The sequence below is a fragment of the Halopelagius fulvigenes genome, from assembly GCF_042662625.1.
GTDB lineage: Archaea > Halobacteriota > Halobacteria > Halobacteriales > Haloferacaceae > Halopelagius > Halopelagius fulvigenes.
In genome coordinates, this window is the sequence record NZ_JBHSXH010000015.1 from 703,902 (window position 1) to 727,162 (window position 23,261).

Annotated in this window: 25 protein-coding genes and 1 pseudogene; 15 read left to right on the forward strand and 11 right to left on the reverse strand. The window is 68.5% G+C overall.

The genetic code is table 11. From position 1 onward, the window contains the following. Window positions 1-58 precede the first annotated feature (58 nt). The 3 genes from purE to ACFQEV_RS13720 form a co-directional block, all read right to left on the reverse strand. Window positions 59-694, reverse strand: a complete 636-nt coding sequence (gene purE, locus ACFQEV_RS13710; RefSeq protein ID WP_379697032.1) for a 5-(carboxyamino)imidazole ribonucleotide mutase — start codon at window positions 692-694, stop codon at window positions 59-61. Between the two features lie 4 nt (window positions 695-698). Beyond that, entirely contained in the window at window positions 699-1,850 is a 1,152-nt protein-coding gene (locus ACFQEV_RS13715; RefSeq protein WP_379697035.1) for a 5-(carboxyamino)imidazole ribonucleotide synthase, read from the reverse strand. Window positions 1,851-1,941: 91 nt separating this feature from the next. Then, window positions 1,942-3,861: a flippase activity-associated protein Agl23 gene (locus tag ACFQEV_RS13720; protein ID WP_379697038.1), complete on the reverse strand. Its 1,920-nt coding sequence runs from the start codon at window positions 3,859-3,861 to the stop codon at window positions 1,942-1,944. Between the two features lie 173 nt (window positions 3,862-4,034). On the opposite strand from ACFQEV_RS13720, the gene ribH reads away from it, so the two are divergent. The 3 genes from ribH (at window position 4,035) to ACFQEV_RS13735 (ending at window position 6,778) form a co-directional block, all read left to right on the forward strand. Further along, window positions 4,035-4,439: a 6,7-dimethyl-8-ribityllumazine synthase gene (gene ribH, locus ACFQEV_RS13725; RefSeq protein ID WP_379697041.1), complete on the forward strand. Its 405-nt coding sequence runs from the start codon at window positions 4,035-4,037 to the stop codon at window positions 4,437-4,439. Beyond that, the gene (locus tag ACFQEV_RS13730) at window positions 4,436-5,587 is read left to right on the forward strand and encodes a pyridoxal phosphate-dependent aminotransferase (RefSeq protein WP_379697044.1); all 1,152 of its coding nucleotides are present in this window, start codon (window positions 4,436-4,438) and stop codon (window positions 5,585-5,587) included. The genes ribH and ACFQEV_RS13730 overlap by 4 nt, the downstream gene beginning before the upstream one ends. A gap of 132 nt (window positions 5,588-5,719) precedes the next feature. After that, window positions 5,720-6,778: a zinc-dependent alcohol dehydrogenase family protein gene (locus tag ACFQEV_RS13735; protein WP_379699869.1), complete on the forward strand. Its 1,059-nt coding sequence runs from the start codon at window positions 5,720-5,722 to the stop codon at window positions 6,776-6,778. 47 nt (window positions 6,779-6,825) lie between these two features. On the opposite strand, the gene ACFQEV_RS13740 is transcribed toward ACFQEV_RS13735, so the two are convergent. The 3 genes from ACFQEV_RS13740 to ACFQEV_RS13750 are packed head-to-tail and all read right to left on the reverse strand — an operon-like array spanning window position 6,826 to window position 10,107. Continuing rightward, window positions 6,826-7,974 carry an ABC transporter permease gene (locus ACFQEV_RS13740; RefSeq protein ID WP_379697046.1) on the reverse strand — a complete coding sequence of 383 codons (1,149 nt, stop codon included), beginning with the start codon at window positions 7,972-7,974 and terminating at the stop codon, window positions 6,826-6,828. Next, window positions 7,971-8,660: an ABC transporter ATP-binding protein gene (locus ACFQEV_RS13745; RefSeq protein ID WP_379697049.1), complete on the reverse strand. Its 690-nt coding sequence runs from the start codon at window positions 8,658-8,660 to the stop codon at window positions 7,971-7,973. The genes ACFQEV_RS13740 and ACFQEV_RS13745 overlap by 4 nt, the downstream gene beginning before the upstream one ends. Window positions 8,661-8,664: 4 nt before the next feature. Then, window positions 8,665-10,107, reverse strand: coding sequence for an NEW3 domain-containing protein (locus ACFQEV_RS13750; protein WP_379697052.1), 1,443 nt, complete (start codon window positions 10,105-10,107; stop codon window positions 8,665-8,667). 146 nt (window positions 10,108-10,253) lie between these two features. Here ACFQEV_RS13750 and ACFQEV_RS13755 point away from each other — a divergent pair, with 146 nt between their 5' ends. Together ACFQEV_RS13755 and ACFQEV_RS13760 are read left to right on the forward strand one after the other, a co-directional pair. Next, window positions 10,254-12,167 carry a DEAD/DEAH box helicase gene (locus tag ACFQEV_RS13755; RefSeq protein WP_379697055.1) on the forward strand — a complete coding sequence of 638 codons (1,914 nt, stop codon included), beginning with the start codon at window positions 10,254-10,256 and terminating at the stop codon, window positions 12,165-12,167. Window positions 12,168-12,311: 144 nt separating this feature from the next. Beyond that, a complete protein-coding gene (locus tag ACFQEV_RS13760) occupies window positions 12,312-12,878 on the forward strand; it encodes a DoxX family protein (RefSeq protein WP_379697058.1) in 567 nt (188 codons plus the stop codon). A gap of 112 nt (window positions 12,879-12,990) precedes the next feature. Here ACFQEV_RS13760 and ACFQEV_RS13765 read toward each other — a convergent pair whose 3' ends face one another. From ACFQEV_RS13765 to ACFQEV_RS13775, 3 genes are all read right to left on the reverse strand, one after another. Further along, window positions 12,991-13,218, reverse strand: coding sequence for a hypothetical protein (locus ACFQEV_RS13765; RefSeq protein ID WP_379697061.1), 228 nt, complete (start codon window positions 13,216-13,218; stop codon window positions 12,991-12,993). Between the two features lie 79 nt (window positions 13,219-13,297). After that, on the reverse strand, window positions 13,298-13,591 hold the full coding sequence (locus tag ACFQEV_RS13770) for a DUF7521 family protein (protein WP_379697064.1): 294 nt from the start codon (window positions 13,589-13,591) through the stop codon (window positions 13,298-13,300). Continuing rightward, window positions 13,591-13,965, reverse strand: a complete 375-nt coding sequence (locus tag ACFQEV_RS13775) for a helix-turn-helix domain-containing protein (protein ID WP_379697067.1) — start codon at window positions 13,963-13,965, stop codon at window positions 13,591-13,593. The genes ACFQEV_RS13770 and ACFQEV_RS13775 overlap by 1 nt, the downstream gene beginning before the upstream one ends. Window positions 13,966-14,099: 134 nt before the next feature. On the opposite strand from ACFQEV_RS13775, the pseudogene ACFQEV_RS13780 reads away from it, so the two are divergent. Together ACFQEV_RS13780 and ACFQEV_RS13785 are read left to right on the forward strand one after the other, a co-directional pair. Next, window positions 14,100-14,518 (forward strand): annotated as a pseudogene (locus ACFQEV_RS13780) (succinylglutamate desuccinylase/aspartoacylase family protein); the annotation flags it as partial. Between the two features lie 67 nt (window positions 14,519-14,585). Continuing rightward, complete coding sequence (locus ACFQEV_RS13785; protein ID WP_379697070.1) at window positions 14,586-15,653, forward strand: flavin-containing monooxygenase; 1,068 nt, start codon at window positions 14,586-14,588, stop codon at window positions 15,651-15,653. A 97-nt stretch (window positions 15,654-15,750) separates the two neighbouring features. On the opposite strand, the gene ACFQEV_RS13790 is transcribed toward ACFQEV_RS13785, so the two are convergent. Further along, complete coding sequence (locus ACFQEV_RS13790; protein ID WP_379697073.1) at window positions 15,751-16,266, reverse strand: macro domain-containing protein; 516 nt, start codon at window positions 16,264-16,266, stop codon at window positions 15,751-15,753. A gap of 108 nt (window positions 16,267-16,374) precedes the next feature. On the opposite strand from ACFQEV_RS13790, the gene ACFQEV_RS13795 reads away from it, so the two are divergent. Both ACFQEV_RS13795 and ACFQEV_RS13800 read left to right on the forward strand, forming a co-directional pair. Next, window positions 16,375-17,292, forward strand: coding sequence for an inositol monophosphatase family protein (locus ACFQEV_RS13795; protein ID WP_379697076.1), 918 nt, complete (start codon window positions 16,375-16,377; stop codon window positions 17,290-17,292). A 97-nt stretch (window positions 17,293-17,389) separates the two neighbouring features. Beyond that, window positions 17,390-17,674, forward strand: a complete 285-nt coding sequence (locus ACFQEV_RS13800) for a hypothetical protein (RefSeq protein ID WP_379697079.1) — start codon at window positions 17,390-17,392, stop codon at window positions 17,672-17,674. A gap of 121 nt (window positions 17,675-17,795) precedes the next feature. Here the strand turns inward: ACFQEV_RS13800 and ACFQEV_RS13805 are convergent, their stop codons facing one another. Next, a complete protein-coding gene (locus ACFQEV_RS13805) occupies window positions 17,796-18,098 on the reverse strand; it encodes a hypothetical protein (protein ID WP_379697082.1) in 303 nt (100 codons plus the stop codon). 124 nt (window positions 18,099-18,222) lie between these two features. Between ACFQEV_RS13805 and ACFQEV_RS13810 the strand changes: the two genes are divergently transcribed. The 6 genes from ACFQEV_RS13810 (at window position 18,223) to ACFQEV_RS13835 (ending at window position 23,040) form a co-directional block, all read left to right on the forward strand. Then, window positions 18,223-18,681 carry a copper resistance protein CopD gene (locus ACFQEV_RS13810; protein WP_379697085.1) on the forward strand — a complete coding sequence of 153 codons (459 nt, stop codon included), beginning with the start codon at window positions 18,223-18,225 and terminating at the stop codon, window positions 18,679-18,681. A gap of 97 nt (window positions 18,682-18,778) precedes the next feature. Next, window positions 18,779-18,913: a hypothetical protein gene (locus tag ACFQEV_RS13815; RefSeq protein ID WP_379697087.1), complete on the forward strand. Its 135-nt coding sequence runs from the start codon at window positions 18,779-18,781 to the stop codon at window positions 18,911-18,913. After that, window positions 18,910-19,980, forward strand: a complete 1,071-nt coding sequence (locus ACFQEV_RS13820) for a metallophosphoesterase family protein (RefSeq protein WP_379697090.1) — start codon at window positions 18,910-18,912, stop codon at window positions 19,978-19,980. The genes ACFQEV_RS13815 and ACFQEV_RS13820 overlap by 4 nt, the downstream gene beginning before the upstream one ends. Then, on the forward strand, window positions 19,971-20,735 hold the full coding sequence (locus ACFQEV_RS13825; RefSeq protein WP_379697093.1) for a DUF7260 family protein: 765 nt from the start codon (window positions 19,971-19,973) through the stop codon (window positions 20,733-20,735). Before ACFQEV_RS13820 ends, ACFQEV_RS13825 begins: the two co-directional genes overlap by 10 nt. 120 nt (window positions 20,736-20,855) lie before the next feature. Next, entirely contained in the window at window positions 20,856-21,323 is a 468-nt protein-coding gene (locus ACFQEV_RS13830) for a PH domain-containing protein (protein ID WP_379697096.1), read from the forward strand. A 1-nt stretch (window position 21,324) separates the two neighbouring features. After that, entirely contained in the window at window positions 21,325-23,040 is a 1,716-nt protein-coding gene (locus tag ACFQEV_RS13835) for a PH domain-containing protein (protein ID WP_379697099.1), read from the forward strand. Window positions 23,041-23,261: the final 221 nt, after the last annotated feature.

Below are 23,261 nucleotides of genomic sequence, written 5' to 3' on the forward strand. Positions count from 1 at the left end.
ATATGGCCGAGGCCCTAAAGACGAAGGGGTTACTTCTCGAACAGTCTCTCTTCTGATACTATCTCGAATCGCGGAACGACTCGACGCCCATGTCGTGGATGTCCCGAGACACCTCAGCGACGCCCGATACCAGCTTCTCGTGGTATTCGACGAGGCGTTCTTCGAGTTCCTCGTGCCGCCGCGCGAGTATCTGCGTCGCCGAGAGCGCCGCGTTGAACGACTTGCCCGCGTCCACGGCGACGATGGGCGCGCCCGTCGGCATCCCGATGACCGAATCGACGGACTTCTCTTGGACCGGCACGCCGACGACCGGAAGCGGGTACGCGATGGAGGCGGTCATGTTCGGCAGGTCGGCGGACTTCCCGCCCGCGCCGGCGATTATCACGTCGAGACCCCTCTCGGCCGCCGTCTCGCCGTACGCGTACATGAGTTCGGGCGTCCGGTGCGCGGAGACGACGTACGTCTCGTAGGTGAAGCGCGCGTCGGGCGCGTCGCGGAAGTCCGTCTGCTCCGCGAAGCCGAGTTCGTCGAGGGCGTCGTGCGCGCCGGACATCACGTCGAGGTCCGAGTCGGACCCCATGATGATGCCCATCTCGGGCGTCGTCTCGGGGTCCGCGTCCGCGTCGGCCTCCGCGCGAAGCCGGTCGATGAGGTCCTGTACGTCCACGCTGTCGGAGTCTGTGTCTTCGATCATGGGTTCACTCGAAGGTCAGTCCGTCCCGCAGGTCGCGGGCGCGCGCGAGTAGGTCGGTCACGTCGGCGTCCGCATCTCCGGTGAGGGTGAGGTGGCCCATCTTCCGGAGGGGGCGCACGTCGTCTTTCCCGTACCAGTGGAGCGACGCCTCCTCGGCCGAGAGGACGGACTCGACGTTGCCGAGGCGGGCCTCCCGCGTCTCCTCGACGGTGCCGAGGACGTTCGCCGAGACGGTGGGCGACCGCCGGACAGTAGAGCCGAGGGGCCACCCGAGGACCGCGCGGGCGTGCTGTTCGAACTGGGAGGTGCGCGCGCCCTCGATGGACCAGTGGCCGGAGTTGTGCGGGCGCGGGGCTATCTCGTTGACCAGAATCTCGCCCTCGCGCGTCTCGAACAGTTCGATTCCGAAGACGCCGCGGCCGTCGAGCATCGAGAGAACGTCGCGCGCCACCTCGTCCGCGCGTTCGCGCACCTCGTCGGTCGTCCGCGCGGGGACGACAGTCTCGCGGAGGATCTCCTCCTCGTGGACGTTCTCGCCGGCGGGGAACGTCCGCACCTCGCCGTCGCCCTGCACCGCGATGACGGACAGTTCCCGCTCGAAGTCCACGAACGCCTCGGCCATCGCCGGGCCGCCGAGTTCGTCGAGGGCCGCCTCGGCCTCGGACTCGTCGCGGACGGGGACGTTCCCGCGGCCGTCGTAGCCGCCGGTCCGGGCTTTCAGCATGACGCTGCCGAACTCCGAGAGGGCCTCGCGCAGGTCGTCCGCGTCGTCCACCTGACGGAACGGCGGGACGGGGACGCCGGCGTCTTCGAGGGCCCGCTTCTGGACGAGTTTGTCCTCGATGGTTCGGAGCGTGTCGGGCGAGGGGTGGACGGCGAGGCCGAACTCCTCGGACACCTCTTCGAGGAGGTCCGAGTCGGCGAGTTCTATCTCGAACGTCAGCGCGTCCACCCGGGAGGCGAGTTCGCGGAACGCCTCCGGGTCGTCGAAACCGCCGACGACTTGGTCTCGCGCCACGGGCGCGGCGGGACAGTCGGGCGTGGGGTCGAGGACGACCACGTCGACGCCGACGGGGGCCGCGGCCTCAGCGAGCATGCGCCCGAGTTGGCCGCCGCCCACGACGCCGAGGGTCGGGCCGGGTACGGTGACGGTCACAGTCGCTCGGTTGTGGAGAACACTGCATAAACGTTGCCGAAACGGACGAGGAAGTGAGCACGTTCGTGCCCAAAAATGAGCCGGCGAGTCGTCAGGCCGGGGCCGAGGCGTTCGCCGCGCCGTCGCCGTTCGCCGGGCGCAGGCTATCGGCCGAATCGACGCTCACGTCGGGGCCGTTCACGCCGTTGAGCGCCTCCCGGTCGATGAACACGACGACGCCGTCGTTCCAGAGGCGGAACTTGTGCTCGAACGCCTCGTAGCCGTCGAGGTGCGGTTCGACCTCGTCTCGGCTGAAGTCCTTCGCGATGACGACCGGCGGGGCGTCCCGCAACGCCTCCTCGGGCGCGGTGTCGGGCGAGGTGCTCGTCACCTCAGCGCCGTACATCTCGAGGTACCACGGGAGCGGCAGGCGGTCGTGCCACGCCGGGCCGCCCGGCGGCGGCGTCCGAAGCGAGGACTCGTCTTTCACGTAGAACAACTCGTCGCCGCTCCCGGGCGCGGTCGTCCCGTAGAACAGCACGTCGGTCCCCCCGTTTGCCCGCGCGACGGCCCCGACGGTCTCCATCGTCGGCTTCAGGTCATTCTCGGGTTGCGCCCACTGGAGGACCTGCTTGTCCTCCTCCGATGCGCTGTTGAAGTAGGTCGCGTTGGCGGCGGCGACGCCGCCGAGGGAGGCGAGGACGACGAGCGCGGCCAGCCCGACGCTCACCGCGTCGTCCGCCGAGAGCGCTTCCCGCCCGGACTCGAAGACGAAGGCGACGCCGACGGCCGCCGGGACGGCCAACGGGACGACGGCGTGGACGACGGCCCACGGCGCTTCGATGTCGGTGGCGATGGGGTAGCCGAAGATGGAGGCGATGCCCCAGTACGTCGCGAAGGCGACGAACTCGCGGTAGCGGCCGCCGCGGAAGCCGTACCGGTCCACGAAGACGCCGACGGTGGCGAAGATGATGACCGCGGGCGCGCCGTACACCATCGTCTCCAGGAAGTCGTGGAGGAAGGGGAGGTACGCGTGGTCCTGGTGGCCGCCGGACGCCCACGTGTCCGCGAACTTCTCGGCCGCGCCGATAGTCCCCGCTTCGACGACGCTCGTCAGCGACGCGGACCCGCCGAACGCCTGCCAGAGATCCGGCCGCGGCGCGTAGAAGAACGCGACGATGACGAGGAACAGGAGCGTCGAGGCGACGAGAGTGCCGCCGATGCGGAGGAGGCTCCGTCCCGTCGTCTCGCCGTGGCCGCGGAGTCGCGCGGCGACGGCGCGGGGCCACCGGCGGCCGAACACGTCGTGGGCGGACTCGCCGCGCGCCGTGGCCGCGAGCAACCGATGGTCGGCCAGCAGGGCGGCCGCGCCGACGAAACAGAGCACGTAGAGGAGGGCGTTCTCCTTCGTCGTGAACGCCAGCCCCATCGAGGCGGCGGCGGGGAAGGCGTACCGGAGTTTCCCGGTGTCGAAGCCGCGGACGACGAACCCGAGCGCGAACAGCGAGAACGCCGCCACGAGGACGTCGTTGCGCATGAACCGCGAGTAGTAGACCAAGAGCGGATTCAGCGCGAGGACGGCGGCGAACGCGACCACCTCGGTCCGTTCGAGGCGTTCGCGGAACAGCCACGCCGCGAGGGGGAGGAGGCCGCCGACGACGGCGACGGGGAGGCGAACGAGGAAGTCGGAGGGATCCGCGACGGCCAGCAACCAGTCGTTGACGATCTGGAGGAACGGGCCGTGGACGATGGGGCGGTAGACGAAGTAGTCCGTCTCGTGGTACCTGAGGATCCAGTAGCCGACGCGCCCCTCGTCCCAGTGCATAATGCGCCCGCCGAGGGCGACGAGGCGGAGAACGAGTGCGACGGCGGCGGCGGCGAGGACGCCGAGGAGGACGCGGGAGTGACCGTGGCGGTGGCGACGCTCCGACCGCGCCTCTGCGTCCGTCCGGTTCGCGGTCGATTCCTCGACCGTCGCGGACGAAGAGGCGGACGAAGAGGCGGACGGAGACGACACCTCGTCGGAACTCATAGACTCTCATCGCCCCTCCGAGACTACAACTCTTGTGTTTGCTCGTAGTTCGCGGGCGTCGGTTCGAATCGACGGGCGCGTCACCGCCGCGAGACGCCGCCTCTCCGCCCGTCACCGCGGCCGCTTCTGCGCGCTTCGGTAGTTCTTTTATCGCCGCACGGAACCGGACGCGTATGGTCGCACTCGGACTGGTGGTGGCCCGGTTCAACTCTTCGGTCACCGAGCAGATGGAACAGGCCGCGCTCGACGCGGCCGCGGAACGGGACGCGGACGTCGTCGAAGTCGTCCGCGTCCCCGGCGCGTACGACTCGCCGTTGGCCGCCGACAGACTCGCGCGGCGGACGGACGTCGAAGCCGTCGCCGTCGTCGGCGCGATAGTCACGGGCGACACGGACCACGACAGGGTCATCGCCGACGCGGCGGCGCAGGGACTCACCGACGTGAGCGTCGAACGGGACAAGCCGGTCACGTTCGGCGTCTCCGGCCCGGGACAGAGCGGTGCCGAGGCCAGAGAGCGCGTCGGGAAAGGTGCGGAAGCGGTAAACGCCGCGGTCGATATGGTGGAGGTGTTAGCATGAGCGACTTCGACTTCGCCGACCGCGTAGAACGCGTCGAACCGAGCGCCACGCTCGCGATAAGCAACCTCGCCAGCGAACTGGAGGCCGACGGCGTGGACGTCGTCGACCTCTCGGTCGGCGAACCCGACTTCCCCACGCCGCAGAACGTCGTCGAAGCCGGACAGGACGCGATGGGGTCCGGACACACGGGCTACACCTCCTCGAACGGCGTGCCCGAACTCCGCGAGGCCATCGCGGAGAAACTCCGCGGCGACGGCATCGACTGCACGTCGGACAACGTCATCGTCACGCCCGGCGGCAAGCAAGCCCTGTTCGAGACGTTCCAGTCGCTCATCGACGACGGCGACGAAGTCGTCCTCTTAGACCCCGCGTGGGTGTCCTACGAGGCGATGGCCAAACTCGCCGGCGGGTCGCTCAACCGCGTGGACCTCGCGCCGTACGACTTCCAACTGGAACCCGCCCTCGACGACCTGAGCGACGCCGTCTCCGACGAGACGGAACTGCTCGTCGTCAACTCGCCGTCGAACCCGACGGGTGCCGTCTACTCCGACGCCGCCCTCGAAGGCGTCCGCGACCTGGCGGTCGAACACGACATCACCGTCATCTCCGACGAGATCTACGAGCGGATAACGTACGGCGTCGAACCGACGAGTCTCGCCTCCCTGGAGGGGATGGGCGACCGGACGGTCACCATCAACGGCTTCTCGAAGGCGTACTCGATGACCGGGTGGCGTCTCGGCTACCTCTGCGCCCCCGAGGAACTCGTCTCGCAGGCGGCGAAACTCCACTCGCACTCGGTGTCGTGTGCGGTCAACTTCGTCCAACACGCCGGTATCGAAGCGCTGGCGAACACGGACGAAGCGGTCACCGAGATGCGCGACGCCTTCCGCGAACGCCGCGACATGCTTGTCGACCTCTTCGCGGACCACGACGTGGACGTGCCCGTCGGCGACGGCGCGTTCTACATGATGATTCCCGTGGACGACGACGACCAAGCGTGGTGCGAGGGCGCGATAGAGGACGCCCACGTCGCCACCGTCCCCGGAAGCGCGTTCGGGTCTCCCGGCTACGCCCGCATCTCCTACGCGGCCAGCGAGGAACGCCTCCGCGAGGCCGTGGACCGACTCGCCGAACACGACTACATCTAACCCGCGCGCGCCGCGACCCCCGTCTCTCCTCGCTTTTCGACTCGGTCTCTCCTCGCTTTTCGACTCGCGCCGTCTCGGCGGGCGCGTTCGACCCTCGAAATTATGCCGGGTGACACCGATTAGCGCGGTATGATGCGCGCAGCAGTGTTCACCGGCCACGGAGAACCGCTCGAAATCAGGGAGATAGCCGAACCGGAACCGGACGCGACGGGGGTCGTGGTCGAGACGGACGTCTGCGGCATCTGCCGAAGCGACTGGCACGCGTGGCAGGGCGACCCGGTCTGGCAGGCGCGGGGGTTCGACGAGGGGCACGTGTTCGGCCACGAACCCGCCGGCGTCGTCGTGGACGTCGGCGATGAGGTCGAACACGTTCGGGAGGGCGACCGGGTCACCGTCCCGTTCAACCTCGCCGACGGGAGTTGCCCCTCCTGTCGGAACGCGCACTCGAACCGCTGCGACAACCGGATTCCGCTCGGACTCGCCCCCGAGTCGAAGGGGGCCTTCGCCGAGCGATTTCACGTCCCGTGGGCCGACTTCAACGTCGTCCCCCTGCCGGACGGCGTCTCGCAGGTGGAGATGGCCGGGATGGGCTGTCGGTTCATGACCTCGTTCCACGGACTCGTCCACCGGGCCGACGTCACCGCCGGCGACTGGGTGGCGGTCCACGGGTGCGGCGGCGTCGGCCTGTCGGCCGTCCACATCGCAGACGCCCTCGGCGCGAACGTCGTCGCCGTCGACCTCTTCGACGAGAAACTGTCGTTCGCCGCGGAGTTGGGTGCCGTCGAGACGGTCAACGCGGAGGAGGTGGCGGACGTGCCGAAGGCGGTGGCCGCGATAACGGACGGGGGTGCCGACGTCTCCGTGGACGCCCTCGGCATCGCCGAGACGTGCCGCAACTCGGTACACAGCCTCCGGAAGGGCGGTCAACACGTCCAAATCGGCCTGACCTCCAGCGAGGAGGGCGGGGAGGTGTCGCTCCCGACTGACCTGATGGTCCTCAAGGAGATCGAGTTCGTCGGGGCCGTCGGCATGCCGCGACCCCGCTACGACGAGATTTTCCGGATGATAGCGCACGGGAAACTCGACCCCGAGGCGATAGTCTCCGAGACGGTACCGCTCGAACGGGTCCCCGAGAAACTCGACGCGATGACGGAGTTCGACACGACGGGCATCCCCGTGGTGGAGTTCTGAGGGCGAGTGGGGTCGGGCGGGGGTCCGGACGCGTCGCGGCGTCGAGGTTACTTCCGCAACGCCTCGACGGGCGTCTCGTTGGCCGCCTTCCACGCGGGGTACAGTCCGCTGAGGACGCTCGTCACGAGGGCGAACAGCATCGCGAGCGCGATGTAGAGGAGGTTCGCCGGGTCGAAGGTGAGCCACGGGTCCGAGATGACGACGGTGTTGAGGACGAGCCCTGCCCCGACGGAGAGGATCGCCCCGAGGATGCCGCCGACGACGCCGAGCAGGCCCGCCTCGGCGAGAATCATGCGGACCACGTCGAGCTTCTGGACGCCAACGGCGCGGAGGACGCCGATCTCCTGTCGCCGTTCGACGGTGCTCATGAGCATGACGTTGAGGATGCTCACGCCCGCGACGACCAGGGAGATGGAGCCGATGCCGATGAGGAAGGCGTTGAGGATGCCGAAGAACTGGTTGATGCCCTCGGTGATGCTCCGCAACTCGAAGACCGTGACCTTCTCCTCGCGTTCGTTCAGCGTCTCGCGGACGGCGGTGGCCGTCTCGTTGGCGGCGGCCCCCGAGGGGGACTTGATGACCACCTGCGAGTAGCCGGACTCGTTGAAGTCCTCCGCGGGGATGATCACGGCGTTGTTCGGGCTCATCAGCGAGATGCTGTTCTGCTCTTCGAGGACGGCGGCGACGCGGTACGTCCGGTTGTCCACGGTGATGCTGTTCCCGGCTTCGAGGCCGAACCGGTCGGCGAGCGACGACCCGACGAGCGCGCCCTGCCTGAGTCGGTCGGGGACGCGGCCGTCGGACGCCGCGTACAGCGCCCCCGGGTTTGAGACGCCGTAGGTCGTCACTATCGACTGCTCCCGCCCGCGGACGACCGTACTGCTCCGCTGTCGGACGGGGACCACCGCCGACTCGCTGTCGGCGACGCGACGTATCTCGGTCACGTCGCGGTCGGAGAGCGTCTCGTACCCCTCCGCGGCGTTCGGCGAGACGGATATCTCGTTGCCGATGTCGCCGAGTTGCTCGGTCGCCCCGGCGCGGAGCGTCGTGCCGAACATGCCGAGCGACGCGATGGCGACGACGCCGATGATGATGCCCAACGCCGCCAGCGCCGAGCGGAGTCGGTTCCGAGAGAGGTTGCGCCGGGCCATCAACAGCGACGGGAACCGCCGGTAGAGGCCGTCGAGCCGGCTCATGTGGCGAACTCCTCCGTCGCCTCCTCGGTGAGGCGCCCGTCCACGAGGTTCACCACGCGATCGGCGTACTGCCGCAGTTGGTCGTCGTGCGTGACGGCGATGATGGCGACGTCCTCCTCGACTTTGAGCTCCGTGAACAGTTCGAGGACGTCCCGCCCCGTCTCCCGGTCTAAGTTCCCCGTCGGTTCGTCCGCGAGGAGGATGCGCGGCGAGTTGATGAGCGCTCGGGCGACTGCGACGCGTTGCTTCTGCCCGCCCGAGAGTTGGTCGGGCCGGTGGTGGAGCCGTTCCCCGAGGCCCACCCGGTCGAGCAACTGCGTCGCTCGCTCTCTCGCCGTCGGGTCGTCGCCGAACAGCGTCGGTATCTCGACGTTCTCGACGGCGGACAGCGTCGGAATCAGGTGGAAGTTCTGGAAGATGAAGCCGATGGAGCGCTTTCGCTCCCGCGTCATCTCCTCGTCCGAGAGGTCGGTCACGTCGCGCCCGTCGAGGCTGACGACGCCCTCGGAGGGCACGTCGAGGAGTCCGAGGACGTTGAGCATCGTGGACTTCCCGCTCCCGGACGGTCCCATGACCGCGACGAACTCCCCGGGTTCGGCGGCGAAATCGATCTGTTTCAGCGCTTCGACGGTCTCGGAACCGCTTTCGTAGCGCTTCCACACGTCTGCGAGTTCGATTATCGGCATCGGATTACCGCCGTCTGTACGCGTACGCTCCCACGCCGACGACGAGGAGGAGGGCGACGACGCCGCCGACGAGGAGGGCCGTCCCCGGCAGCGAACCGCCGCCGCCGCTCTGCGCCGGTTCGGCGGGTTGCAGGTCGCGCACGTCCACCTCGGTGCGCCTCGTCTTCCGTTCGCCGTTCGAGAGGTACGACACCTCAAGCGGCACGGAGGAGGCGTTCTCGTCCACCTCCGCGTACACGTCGAACGAGACGAAGTCGCTGGACGGTATCGACCCGACGAAGTACTCCCTGGGGCGGGCGGGCGTGACGTTCTCCGTCGGCAGGACGCGGACCACGACGCTATCGACCTGCGAGAGGCCGACGTTGCTCGTGCTCCCGGAGATGTGGAGTCGCCCGCCTTCCATCTCGTAATCGACGCCCGTCAGTTCCACCGCGCCGGGGTTGGCCGTGTAGTCGAGCGTCGTCGTCGCCTCGCCCTCTCGCCCGCCCGTCTCGTATCTGAGGCGCACGTCGAGGGGGCCGCCGGAGACGCCCGAGACGTTCACCTGCGTCGTCGCGGACGCGTCGGAACCTATCGCGCCCACCGGTCGCCGGAAGACGACGGTCCCGTTTCTGACGCCCTCGACCACGGCGTCTTCGAGGGGGGCGTTCCCGAGGTTCGAGACGTCGGCGACTATCGGCGGCGACGCCCCGGACGCGGCGACGCTGGCATCGACGCGGACGTCCTCGCGGAGGGGGTCGGACCGCAGCGTCGTCGTGTCGGCGACGACGCGCGTGTTCCCGCCCCGCGTCGTGTACTGGAGTCGCGCTTCGAGTTGCGACCGTCGCGCCGACGGCGTGACGGAGACGTTGAAGGTGCGGGACTCGCCCGCGGCGAGTGTCGGCAGGACGCGCGTCGAACTCTTCACGTCGGCGTCGGTTCCCGACACCGACAGGCGGAGGTTCCGAACGGGGGCGTCCTCGCCGTTGGCCGCGGTCACCTCGATCCTGTTCTCCGCGCCGACCACGCCGTCGTCGGCGTCGATGCTGACCTGCGGTCCGCCCTGTCTGACGGTGACGACGACGGGGTACTGCAGGCGGACGAACTCGCCGTCGCTCCGACCGACGACGAACACGCGGAGTTCGCGCGTTCCGGGGTCGTCGAACGACGCGGTGAGGGGGACCTTCATCTCGGCTCCGGGCGGTATCGTCCCGAGGTTCTCCACTCGGGTGACGTCTCTCGTCCCGCCGCGGGTGCGGACGTAGACGTCCGTAATCTCGAACGACGAACCGCTCTGGTCGGCGTTCCTCACAGTCGTCGAGATCGTGAACCGCTCGCCGGGGGCGGGTTGGTCGGGCGACACTGTGACGTTCGAGACGAAGGCGGTCGCCGGTGCGCCGTCTACCGCGCCGACGCCCGCCAACGCGGACGCGACGACTACCGCCGTCAGGAGGAGGGCTCGCTTCATGTAACCTGAGTAATGACTTCGCGCGACGTCTCAAAAGAGTACCGCTGGTATCCGCGGGCGGTGGCCGCGCGCGCCGGTCAAGGCGGGCGTTCCCGTCCAGTGCATCCGCGCGAGTTTTTATGGTAACACGGGACCAGACACGGACAATGCACGTCCGGGACCTCCCCCTGCCGGACCGGATACGGGCCCACTACGAGTCGAAGGGTATCGAGCAACTCTACCCGCCGCAGGCCGCCGCGGTGGAGGCGGGCGTCGCCGACGGCGACCGGTTGGTCGCCGCCATCCCCACCGCCTCCGGGAAGACGTTCATCGCCGAACTGGCGATGCTCACCGCCGACGGGCCCGCGTTGTACATCGTCCCCCTGCGCGCCCTCGCCCGCGAGAAGTACGAGACGTTCGCGGAACTGCCCGGCGTCAGCGTCGGCATCTCGACGGGCGACTTCGACTCGCCGGCCGAGGACTTGGGCGACAACGACATCGTCGTCGCCACCGCCGAGAAGGTGGATTCCGCCATCCGAAACGGCGCGTCGTGGGTGTCGGAGTTGGCCTGCGTCGTCGTGGACGAGGTGCACCTCCTCGGGTCGGACGGCCGCGGCCCGACGCTCGAAGTCACCCTCGCCACCCTGCAACGGCGCGCGCCCGGCGTCCAAATCGTCGCCCTCTCGGCGACGGTGGACAACCCCGAGGACATCGCCGCGTGGTTGGACGCGGAACTCGTCGAGACGACGTGGCGACCCGTCTCGCTCCGAACCGGCGTCTACGCCGAGGGCTCCGTGGAGTTCGACGACGACTCGACGCTCGACTGTTCGCCGGGCGACGTGGGTCCGAACGACGACCGAGACACCGAGGCCACCGCGGCACTCGTCGCCGACGCCGTGGAGAACGGGGGACAGAGCCTCGCGTTCGTCCGGTCGCGCCGCGAGGCCGAATCGCTGGCCGAACGCCTCGCGCGCGAGGAACTCGTCGCCCGGCCGGAGATGGCCGACGCCGTCACCGAGCTAGACGGGACGGAGACGGGCGAGAGACTCGCCGACTGCGTCCGAAACGGCGTCGCCTTCCACCACGCCGGACTCAGGACGGGCCACCGCGCCCTCGTGGAGTCGGCGTTCCGCGACCGGAAACTGAAGGTCATCTGCGCGACGCCGACGCTGGCGGCGGGCGTCAACGTCCCCGCCCGCCGCGTCGTCGTCCGCGATCAGAAGCGCTACACCGGCGAGGAGATGGCGTGGCTCCCCGTCCTCGAAGTCCACCAGATGTGCGGCCGGGCGGGCCGCCCGCACCTCGACCCCTACGGCGAGGCGGTCCTCGTCGGCGACGACCGATTCCGCGAGGAACTGTGGGAACGGTACGTCGAGGCGGGGCCGGAGGCGGTGGAGTCGAAACTCGCCGCCCGCGACGCCCTCCGGACGCACGTCCTCTCCGTCGTCGCCTCCGGGTTCGCCGACTCGAAATCCGGCGTGTTGGACCTGTTGGACGCGTCGTTCTTCGCGCACCAGTCGCCGGACGTGGACCTCTCGGGACTCGTCGACGGCGTGGCCGCCGAACTCGCGGAGATGTCGATGCTGACCGTCGAGGGCGACGCCCTCGCGGCGACGACGCTGGGCGAACAGGTGTCCCGGCAGTACGTCCGCCCGGAGACGGGCGCGCGCATCGTCTCCGGCGTCCGAACCGCCGAGGGGATGGCCGACGAGAACGTGACGGCGCTGACGGCCCTCGAAATCGTCTGCGACACCCCGGACATGTACGGCACCTACCTCGGCAACAGGGAACGGGCGGCGATGTACCGCTTCGCCACCCGCCACGCCGCGGAGTTCACCACCGACATGAACGGCACGGAGAACTTCGAGGAGTGGCTGAGCGCGGTCAAACTCGCGCGCATCCTCCGCGAGTGGGCCGACGGCGAGTCCGTCGAGACCATCGTGGAGAACTACCGCATCGGACCCGGCGACTTGGAGTCCCGAATCGAACGCGCCGAGTGGCTTCTCGGGGCCGCGGACGCCGTCGCGGGCGTCGTGGACGCCGACCCGAGCGTGTTCCGCGACGTCCGGTCGCGCCTCTGACCGCCCTCCTCCCGCGTCTCGCCCGTGCGCCGTGCGAGACGATACCGTGCCATATCCGACGAGAGCGTTTCTAACGCCGTGAGAATCGCCTGTCGTATATATGCCGTCTCCGCGCGTTACTACGGTTGTAAGAGGTACATTACGATGGCAACTTCAACCAACACCCAACTCAGCAACACCTTCGAGAGCACCCTCGGCGGCATGACTGTCCGGGGGCGCGCCCACTCGCTCAGCGCGTGGTTCGTCCTCGCACTCCGTCTCATGATGGGCGTGGCGTTCACGTGGGCCGGCGCGACGAAGATTATCGAGGGGTTCAGCTCGCAGGGCTACCTGGTCGGCGCGACCGTGGGCAACGGAAGCCCCGCGGCGGACCTGTTCGTCGCGATGGGCAACACGCCGTGGTTCGTCGCCTTCCTCGACGTCGCCGTCCCGTGGGGTGAACTGTTCATCGGTCTCGGACTGATCGTCGGTCTCCTCACCCGCCTCGCGGCGTTCTGGGGTGCGTTCATGATGTTCATGTTCTACCTCGGAAACTGGGACATCGCCCACGGCGTCATCAACGGCGACTTCGCCTACATGCTCGTGTTCCTCGCCGTCGCGGCGTTCGGCGCCGGCCGCATCCTCGGCCTCGACGCCATCGTCGAGAACTACGACGTCGGCGGACAGACCCTCGTGGAGAAGTACCCCGCCCTCGACTACATCCTCGGCTGAGATGGCCGACGGACGTAGCGACCCTTCTTCCGAATTCGGTACGAAAATCATACGGGCGACATTTTGACGCGCGATTTGGAGCATCTGAGCGACGCGTACGGCCCCGAGCGAATCAGAACGCCAAGCCCAGAATCCCGAGCAGAACGAAGAGCGCTCCGGAGACGCGGTAAAACGCTATCGCGTACCCGCCGAGCGATATCGGTTCGTCGGTCATCGGAGCGTACCAGATTTGCAGACTCCGCTCGGGCCAGAGCAGGCAGAGAGCGCCGAGAGCCAAGAGGAGGAGGGAGGTGAGGTTCCCGACGCCTCGGAAGAACGCGCGTACGCCGATCGGTATCACGAACGGCGTTCGTTTTCCGGCGGTAATGTTGCTTTCCGAACACGCGTTCGGCGCTGTCCGACGCCGTTCGGTTCGCCCCTCACTCCACGTACAGCGAGTACGTGATGACGGCGAACCCGACGAACGTCAGCACGGAGTCGACGAGGACGCCCATCGCCAAGGAGATGTCGAGGAACGTGTCTATCACGCCCGCGACGAATGCGCCGAAGGTGACGATGCCGAACCCGACCGCTAACGCGCGCAGCGCCGGCGATCTGGTTCGGCGGTACGCCTTGAAACTGAAGTAGGTGATGAGTCCTCCGAGGAGGAGGATACCTGTCTTGACGATTATGAGCGCGGTTGTGACGGCGGGGGATGCGGTGTTGTGTGGCATTATGTCTCCTCCCTGACGGCGGTCCAGATGTCCGCGAGTCGTTCCTCCGGGGAGCGTTCGGTCCGTGTGATATCGACCGAGAGAGCCCGCTCGTCGGTGAGCAGGATTCTGACCTCCTCGAACGCCACCTCGTAGGTGGTGGCGTGGTGACCGTCGGCCCGAATCTCCGTCCCTTCGAGGAGGAGGTTCGCGTCCGTGAGGAGGTCCAACTTCCGATACGTGGTCGAGAGGGGGATATCGCAGTCGTCGGATATCTCACTCGCCGTCATGGGTTCGTCTAGCGTTCTGATGATGTCTCTGGCGTCCGCGTCGTCCAAGGCGCCGAGGACGGAGTCGAGCTCCGCCGACTCGCTCGCGGACTGCTCGCGTGCCATTGAATGGCCGTCGTCAGCGGAGGGTAATAACCGTGGGGATGTCGCTTCCGAAGCGTCGCTCCCCCCGTTCGCGGGCGTTCCGCGAACCGTCGGATTGGCGAACGTTCTTCCCCATCGGGGGCGAAAGCCGGTCGATGACAGACCCGAAGCCGTTCCGCTTCGACACGGAGGTTCCGCCGGGCGAGAAGCGCCACCTCCGCTACGAGGTGAGCGAGACGTACCTCGGCGACTCGGTGGAGATTCCGGTCACGATAACCAACGGCGAACGCGGCGGCCCGACGGCGTTCATGACCGCGGCCCTTCACGGCGACGAACTGAACGGCGTGAAGGTCCTGCAGGAAGTCGCCGCCCGCTACGCCCCCTCCGACGTTTGCGGCACTATCGTCTGCATCCACGCCGCCAACGTCCCGGGCTACCCCGCCCAACAGCGCTACATCCCCATCTACGACCTCGACCTGAACCGCTCGTTCCCCGGGCGCGGGAGGGCAACACCGCCGAACGGATGGCGAACCAGATATACGAGCGGTTTATCCGCCCCTGCGACTTCGGCATCGTGGACCTGAGGGCAGAGTTCCCACATACTACTTAAAATTGCTCTGATTAGATGTAAACTGCTGGACATGGCTTCCGAATCTCAACCGCAGTTCGATACCGTCGTGATTGGCGGCGGTCAGGCCGGTCTAGCCATCGGGTATTACTTACGGAAACAGGATCGAAACTTCCTCATTCTCGATGCCGGCGAGCGTATCGGAGACACGTGGCGCGATCGGTGGGACTCGTTGCGACTGTTCACCTCGGCCCGGAATAGCAGCTTGCCGGGGATGTCGTTCCCGGCATCAGGCGACTATTTCCCTACCAAGGATGAGATGGCCGACTACTTGGCGGCGTACGTCACCGAATTCGACCTCCCAGTACACCTCGATACGAAAGTCGAGTCGCTCACCCGGGACGACGACCGGTACGTGCTAGAAACCGGGTCTGATCGGTTGACTGCTACCAGTGTCGTCGTCGCAACGGGGCCGTTTCACCACCCCCGGATTCCCGCATTCGCTGACGAGCTCGATCCGTCGATCACGCAGCTCCACTCGAGTGACTACCAACACTCAGACCAACTTTCTGCTGGCGATGTCCTCGTTGTCGGTGCCGGGAATTCGGGAGCAGAAATCGCTGTCGAGCTCGCCCGCGCCGGTCGTAGCACGCGGTTGTCAGGTCGTGACACCGGGCACATTCCGTCGAGCGTCTTCAACTCTCGTCCCTTCTGGTGGCTGGCCACTCGCGTGTTCACCGTCGATACGTGGTTGGGGCAGAAGGTGAAAGAGCGCAGTCAGGGACGCGGTGATCCGCTGATTCGTCTCACGCCAGCGGACATCCGCCAGAGCGGAGTCGAACGAGTGGCTCGGGCGGCGGGCGTAACAGACGGGAAGCCGCGCCTCGAAGACGGATCCGTCCTCGACGTAGGTGCGGTGGTGTGGGCGACAGGGTTCCGACCCGATTACGAGTGGATCGAGGTTCCGGGACTGGCTCTTGACGCGAACGGCTACCCAGTTCACGAGAAGGGCGTGGTAGACGACGAACCGAGGCTGTACTTCCTCGGCCTCTCCTTCCAGCGGACACCTGTTTCGGCGACTATCAACGGTGTCTGCCCCGACGCTAAATACATCGCATCACGACTGAACGCTCGTGGGTGAACCGGGATTGAAGAGGTGCACTCTGCTGCGGGTTTCAACAGAGCCACGCTGCGGTAGTAACCCTAAAATCGCATCAGTCACTCTACTGGGCCTCTCGTCACTCCCCGTCGCCGCGAACCTCCCCCGCGACGCGCCGGATCGTCTCGTAGTCCTCCTCGCCGTAGGCGACGAAGCGAACGTCAGAGAGCGACGACGGTTCGTAGTCGGCGAGTTCCTCGGCGATGATGCGCGCGCCCTCCTCCAACGGGAACCCGGCGACGCCGCACCCGAGTGCCGGGAGGACGAGCGACGAACAGCCGAGTTCGTCGGCGCGTTCGAGACTGTTGCGGGTCGCGTCGCGGATGCTCTTCGCCGTGGCCTCCCCGTCGCCGAAGTGCGGCATCGCCGCGGCGTGGATGACGTGTTCGGCGTCCAACTCGTAGGCCTTCGTGACGGCCACGTCCCCCAAGTCGATGGGGCCGTTCCTGACCGCCGCGTCGTTCAACGCCTCGCCGCCCTCTCGGCGGAGTGCGCCCGCGACGCCGGACCCCATGCGGAGGCTCGTCCCCGCGGCGTTGACTAGCGCGTCCGCCGACTGCTGGGCGATGTCTCCCTGAACCACGGTGAACTCCATAGCGGGCGTACGGGCCGACGGACGAAAAATGTCGGTGCGCCGCGGGGTCAGGCGTCGTCGCGTCGCCCCGACCGAATCGCTCTTGCCGTCGCGCGCCCGGCCACCTCTATGGAGGACCACCCGAACGCCGACCGGGACGGGTCGGACGTCGCCGACGCCGACGGACGACGTCCGTTGGGCCGCCGAGATTCCCTCGGCGACGTAGTCGAGCAGAGCTCGACCGCCCCTCGGACACAGTCCGATGACGCCGACCCGACCCTCGACGAACTGGCGACGGTAGCGACGCGGGCCGTCCGCGCGAGCGGCGACTATCTCCGGGACGCGTTCCGCGGCGACGAACTCGACGCGGAGTACGGGACCGACGACGTGAAGGCCGACGCCGACCGCGCCGCGGAGGAGCGCATCCGGTCCGTCCTCCGGGAGTCGTTCGCCGACCACGCCTTCCACGGCGAGGAGTCCGGCCGCGACGGCGACCACCGGTTCCGGTGGGTCGTGGACCCCCTCGACGGCACGAACAACTTCGCGTCGGGGCTCCCGTCGTTCGCCACCGCGGTCTGCGTCCTCAGGGACGGCGAGCCCGTCGTCTCGGCCATCTACGAACCGCTCCCGGACTCGCTGTACGTCGCCCGCCGCGGCGAGGGGGCGACGGTCAACGGCGAACGCCTCGCCGCCGGGAGCGACGTCCCCCTCGACCGGGGCACCGTCTCGTTCGTCCGCGGCCTCTCGGCCGTCCGCGACCCGGAACTGGCGGCCCTCGGCGACCGAATCGAGGCTGCCCTCCGGCCTCGGTGCAAGCGCGTCGTCCAGACGTGGTCGCCGTGCGTCGATTGGGGACTGCTCGCCCGCGGCGGCATCGAGGGCATCGTCTGCCTCCGCCCCGAGGTGTACGAACAGCACGCGGGCGAACTCCTCGCCGAGGAGAGCGGCGTTCGCTCGCACGGACGCGGCGTCGAGGGACTCTACGTCGGCGCGGGCGACGACGCGACGCTGTCGGAACTGCGCGACGCGGTCGAATCCGCCCGGTAGCGACCGCCTCGCGCGACGAATGCGCGTGGGCCGTCGGTCGAACGCACGCGGAGAGACGAACCCGTAAGCGTATAATTACGGCTCGCGAAGGGCGTCTATGGCACCATCCTTCTCGGAGCGAACGCGAGGCGGAGAATCGACCCGCGACGGCGGCGGCGGAAGCGGAGACGGCGAAATCGGAGGCGTCGGAAGCGCACTCCGGTACGTCTCCCTCGGCGTCGCCCTCGGGTTGTTCGTTGCCGGGTTGGCCGCCCGCCGGTACCGCGATCGAGGGGAATCCTCGGCGTCCTCGACGGGGGGGCGGCCGGAGGAGACGGAGTTTTCGGGGTCGTCCGTGTACGTCTGGCGACCGACGCGCGACGACGTCTCGCCGCATCGCTGACGCGGTTCGCGTCTCACTTCTCGGAGTGTCCTGGACGTGCGCCGGTAGACGCCGGGTCGCGGGCGTGGCACGACCCCCGCCGCGCCGAAGAACGTCCCCCGACGCTGACCGAACCCGACGGTTACGGCTGTAGGTTCATCGCCTCGGCGCGTTCGACGGCGAGTTCGGCTATCTCCTCGACGCTCGCCGCCGACTGGTCCGCGAGCACTCGCGTCAGCATCCCGAGTTGCTCGGTGGCCGCCTCCCGGAGTTCGCGTTCGTCCACGTCGTTTCCGAAGTAGTACTCGTTCGCGCCGTTTTCGTGAACCAGCCCGAGGTATATCGAGATCGGCTCTCCCTCCTCGAGGGCGGCGACGGCCCGTTCTCGAACCCGCTCGAACTCGTCGTTCCCGTCGCTACCGTCGGCGTCTGCTTCGTCTGCCATACGCCGTCCCTACCGGGGCCGGATACAAAACAGAACGGGCGTGGCCGTCCGCCCGCGACCCGTCGCCGCGGACGACCGGTCGGAAACCGGTAACGTTCAAACGGCGGCGAACGGAGGTGTCGGTATGCTGGTCGATACCGCCGTCACGGTACTGCACGTTCTCACGGGCGCGTTGTGGGTCGGAAGCGTCGTCTTCGTCGCGGGCGCGATTCTCCCCGCCGCCGTCGGGGGGTCGCTCGACGCCGCCCCCCTCGAATCGCTGTCCCGAACGCTCGTGAGGGGGTCCCGCGGCGCGTCCGTCGTGATGTTCCTCACCGGCGGTCACCTCGCCGGGACGAGATACACTATCGAGACCCTGATAGGAACCGGACGCGGTCACCTCGTCCTCGCCATGCTCGCACTCTGGTTGGCGCTCGCCGCCCTCGTCGAAGTCGGCAACGGGCGACTCTCCGACGGCCTGCAGGAGAAACGCGTTCGAGCGCCCGCCAGAGACGCTATCGGCGTCTTCCGCGCGGCGGCCGTCGTCGGCGTCCTGCTCCTCGTGGACGCCGGTCTGTTGGCTACCGGCGCGTCGTTCTACTGAGTGTACCTGTCACTATAGAGAGAACATACGGATACGACGAAGAACGTATAATCCATACGATATTTTTAACCCCGGAGCGGGCGCATCACCCGACGAGATGCAAGGGGACGACACGCAGCGAACCGACCGGAGCGACGCCCCGTTGACCATCGAACTCCGCGAGTCGGACGGACGAATCGTCGTCCGCCGCGACACCGCGCTCGGAACGTACGAGCGAACCGTCGAGCGATGAGTCTCGACGCGTACCCCGACGACGAGTTCGCGCGCTCGGACTCGGCTCCCGGACCGCTCCTCGCCCGACTCTCGCGTCCGCTCTCCCCGACGCGGACGCGAATCGCCGTCGTCTCGGACCCGCACGTGACGCCCACCGCGTCCGGGACGTGGAAGGCGTACCACCGAACCGAGACGCGACTCCGGGCGGCCGTGGCCGCCGCCGCCGACGCCGACGCGGACCTGACGGTGTTCCTCGGCGACCTGACGCGCGACGGCCGGCCCGAGGAGTTCGCCTGCGCGGACGAGGTGCTCCGGGAACTCGACGGTGAGTGGGTCGCCGTCCCCGGCAACCACGACGTTCCGAAGGCGTGGAACGACTACGAGACGCCGCCCGTCTCCGAGTTCGCCGACCGGTACGCCGCGGGCGCGCTTCCGTTCCGCGTCCGCGCCGGCGGCGTGGACGTGCTCGGGTTAGACAGCGCCGGCGGCGACGGCGAACTCGCCGACTCCCACGAGGGATTGATCCCGGACGCGCACCTCGCGTGGTTGGACGAGACGCTCGCGGACGCCGAGACGCCCCTCGTCACCCTCCACCACAACCTGTTTCACCCGCGGGAGCACACCGGCCCGTTCGCCGACGGCGACTTCTACCAACTGCGCAACGCCGAGGAACTCCTCGAACTCCTCGCGGAGCGGAGCGTTCCGCTCGTCCTCTCGGGACACATCCACTGGCCCGCGACGGCGCGGAAGCGCGGCGTTCGGGAACTCATCGCGCCCGCGACGTGTTCGTACCCGCAGGCGATGCTTCTCGTGGACGTCGGCCCCTCGGGGACCGACGTTCGGATGGTTCCGCTCTCCGGGGCGAACGGGCGCGCGGAGGCGTACGAGTTGGTGCGGGACGGGAACGCCCACGGGCGGAGCATCGCGGCCCACGCCGCCGACGGCGCGCTCGCGGGGTCGAACGTCCCGTTCGCGGACGAACGCGAGCGGGCCCGCTCCGGCGAGAACGTCGCGGAGCGAAGCCCCGCGGCCCATCGGAGGGAGACCGACTACGACGACGTGCCGGAGGGGATTCGATGGCGCTGAGGCGGACGCACGTCGAAGAAGCGAGGGAGTCGCTCGGGCGCGAACGGCAGCGGTGCGTGGACGAGAAGGCGGCGTTCCGGTCGTTCCGCTCCGCCGTCGCGGATGTCCAGCCCTCGACGGCCGCCGGGTCGGCGAGGGGGCCCCTCGGGGTGAAGACGGCCGGTCGGGAGACGCCGCCCTCGCTCGCCGCCGTCCGGAGGGCGTACGAACGGACGGTCATGAACGTCCCCCACTACGAGGAGGAGTACGGCGACGCGTACCCCGAAAGCCTCGCCGCGGAGTTCGGCGACGAGATAGCCGCCGGGATGACCGCCGGGCCGGGGCTCTCGCCGGAACTGCGGGGGGCCGTCGTCTCCGCCGCAGCCAACGCCGTCCGCGAACGGGAGGAGTTCCTCGGCATCTTGGACGAGGAGTTCGCGTCGCTGAACGCCGTCGAGGAGGGAGTCGAACGGGTCGTCGGGGAGCTCTCGTCGCTGGACGACCGACCGCTCTCCGCCCGGTCGTTCGACGAACTCCTCGCCCTCCGCGAGGACGTCCTCGCCCTTCGGGACGGGCTGGACGAACGCGCGCGGGAGCGCCAACGGACGCTCGCCGCCCACCGGCGAACCCTCTCTGGTCTGGTCCCGAGCGTGACGGAGTACCTCTATCACGACGTGGACTGCTCGCATCCCGGACTGGACGCCCTCGCCTCGGCGCGCCGCCTCGTGGAGACGGCGCTCTCCCGCATCGACCGGACCGTCTCGACGACGGCGTGAGGCGGCGCGGGCGGTCGGTCGCGGCCACACCTATTTATCCCGCGAGGGGAAATTCTCGCCCATGCGCACCATCATCGCCTCGCCCGCGTCCCGACAGGTAACCGCCGGTCGCGCACGACGATGACGCGACTGCACCCGCGCGTCCAAGTGCTGTGGGCCGGTCGCTCGGCGATTACCGCGGCGATACTCGGCGGTATCGCCTTCGCCGTCGTCCGCTTCTTCGCCCCGCCGTTTCTCCCCTCGTGGACGCCGTTCGCCGTGGGCGGCACCCTCCTCGTTCTCGGCGTCCTCCTCGCCGTCGCGCGGTACCGGTCGTGGACGTACGAGGTCCGCGACGACTCGCTGTACCTCGAACGCGGGGTGTTCACCCGCGTCCGCACGGTCGTCCCGTTCGTCCGCATCCAGCACGTCGACTCCGCTCGGAACCCCACCGAACGGTTCGTCGGACTGGCGCGAACCGTCGTCTACACGGCGGGGTCCCGCGGGGCCGACGTGACGGTTCCGGGGCTCACGCTGGAGGGCGCGGAGGAACTACAGGAGCGGTTGAAGCGGCTCGCCATCCGCTCCGAAGGCGAGGACGCGGTCTGAGATGCCCGAGCAGCGACTCTCGGCGCTCTCGGTGCCGTACCGCGTCATCCAACGGGGCGGGAGCGTCCTCGCGTTCGTCGCGTTCGCCCTCGCCACGGGGGGGATGAACCTCCCGTTCGTCGGACTCGCCGGTCCCGCCGCGTTGGTCGTCGTCGCCGGCGGCGGCGTCGCCCTCCTGATCGCCTACGAGGCGGCGTACTACCGCCTGTTCGGGTACGACCTCACCGCCGACACGCTGGACATCCACTCCGGCGTCGTCGCTCGTCGGACGCGCGAGATACCGCTCCGGCGCATCCAGAACGTCGATATCTCCCGGAACGTCGTCCAACGAGCGGTCGGCATCGCGGCGGTGAACTTCGAGACGGCGGGCGGGAGCGGAACCGAGGCGCAGCTCCGCTACGTCTCCTTCGAGGAGGCGAAACGCCTCCAGCGGGAACTGCCGCGCCTCAAGCGCGGCGAGGACGCCGAACCGGAGACGCGCGCGCCCGCGGAGGAACTGTTCTCCCTCGACGACCGCGAACTCGCAATCTTGGGCGCGCTCTCGTTCGACTTCCGCATCCCCGGCGCGGTGTTCCTGTTCGCCTCGGGATCCGTCCCGTTCGTCACGTCGCTCCTGCCGGACGCGTTCGGGTTCCCCACCGCCGTCGTCGGCGTCGTCGTCCTCGTCGTCGCCGCGGTTCTCGTCTCATGGGTGGCCGGCGCGACGGTGGCCGTCGTCAACTACTACGGCTTCCGCCTCGTGCGGTCGGAGGACGAACTTCAGTACGAACGCGGGCTGCTCCAGCGGTACGACGGGTCGATTCCGTTCGACAAGGTGCAGACGCTGACCGTCGCGGACAACCCGCTGAAGCGGTGGGCGGGGTACGCGACGCTCCTCATCGAGACGGCGGGGCACGGACCGGGCGGCAGCGAGAACGGCCGCGGGTCCGAGGCGGCGATTCCCCTCGCGCGGCGGGAGCGAATCGACTCGCTCGTGAACGACATCGAACGCGTCGGGTCGCCGGCGTTCGAACGCCCGCCGAAGCGGACTCGCCGCCGGTACGCCGCGCGCTATCTCATCGCGCTCTCCGTTCTCACCGGCGTGCTGTACGCCGCGAACACCGTCTTCGGCGGGATTCCGTGGTACTGGACCGGGCTCGTCCTGCCGGCGATTCCCGTCGCGGCGCACTACAAGTGGAAGCACCGCGGCTACTGGCTCGGTCCGGACCACGTCGTCACGCGAAACGGCGTGTTGAAGCGCGAGACGAAAGCCGTCCCGTACTACCGCATCCAGACGGTCATCGACACCCGGACGATATTCCAGCGTCGCCTCCGCCTCGCCACCGTCACCATCGACACCGCGGGGTCGCTCTCGCTGGGCGGGAGCGACGCCGCCGCCGTCGATATCGACGCCGCGAGCGCCGACCGACTCCGGGACGAACTCGACAGCCGACTCATCGCCGCCCGCGCCGCCCGGCAGGCCGAACAGCGTCGAACGCGGCGGGCCGCCGCGGAGGCGGAGTTCGAATCGGAGGCCGACTCTGAAGGCGAGGGCGAAGGCGACGCCGAGGGCGACGGTGCAGGAACGAGCGGCGTTCCCGAGGGCGACGACGCAGTCGTCGAGAACAACGCGTCGGAAACCGACGGCGCGTCCGGCACCGACGCCGATATCGCGGACGAATCCGACGCCGCGGACGACGACTCGGTCGTCCGGGACGAGACGCGGGGCGAGGAGTAGCCGGCGACTCACCGGCGGTTTCCGAGGGGGTTCTCTGCTCGTAGTTCAGACCGAAGTACCCGCCAGTGTAGCGCGTATCGTTCTCCCTACGGAACCGACTCGGTCAGTTCAGAGGTGGACTCAGCGGACGGGTGGCCTCCATACGGTATCGTGTCCGAGTAGGAGCCGGACGAAGAACCCGCCGGCGACGACCGTTTCGGCGACGGTGATTCTCCGTCGGT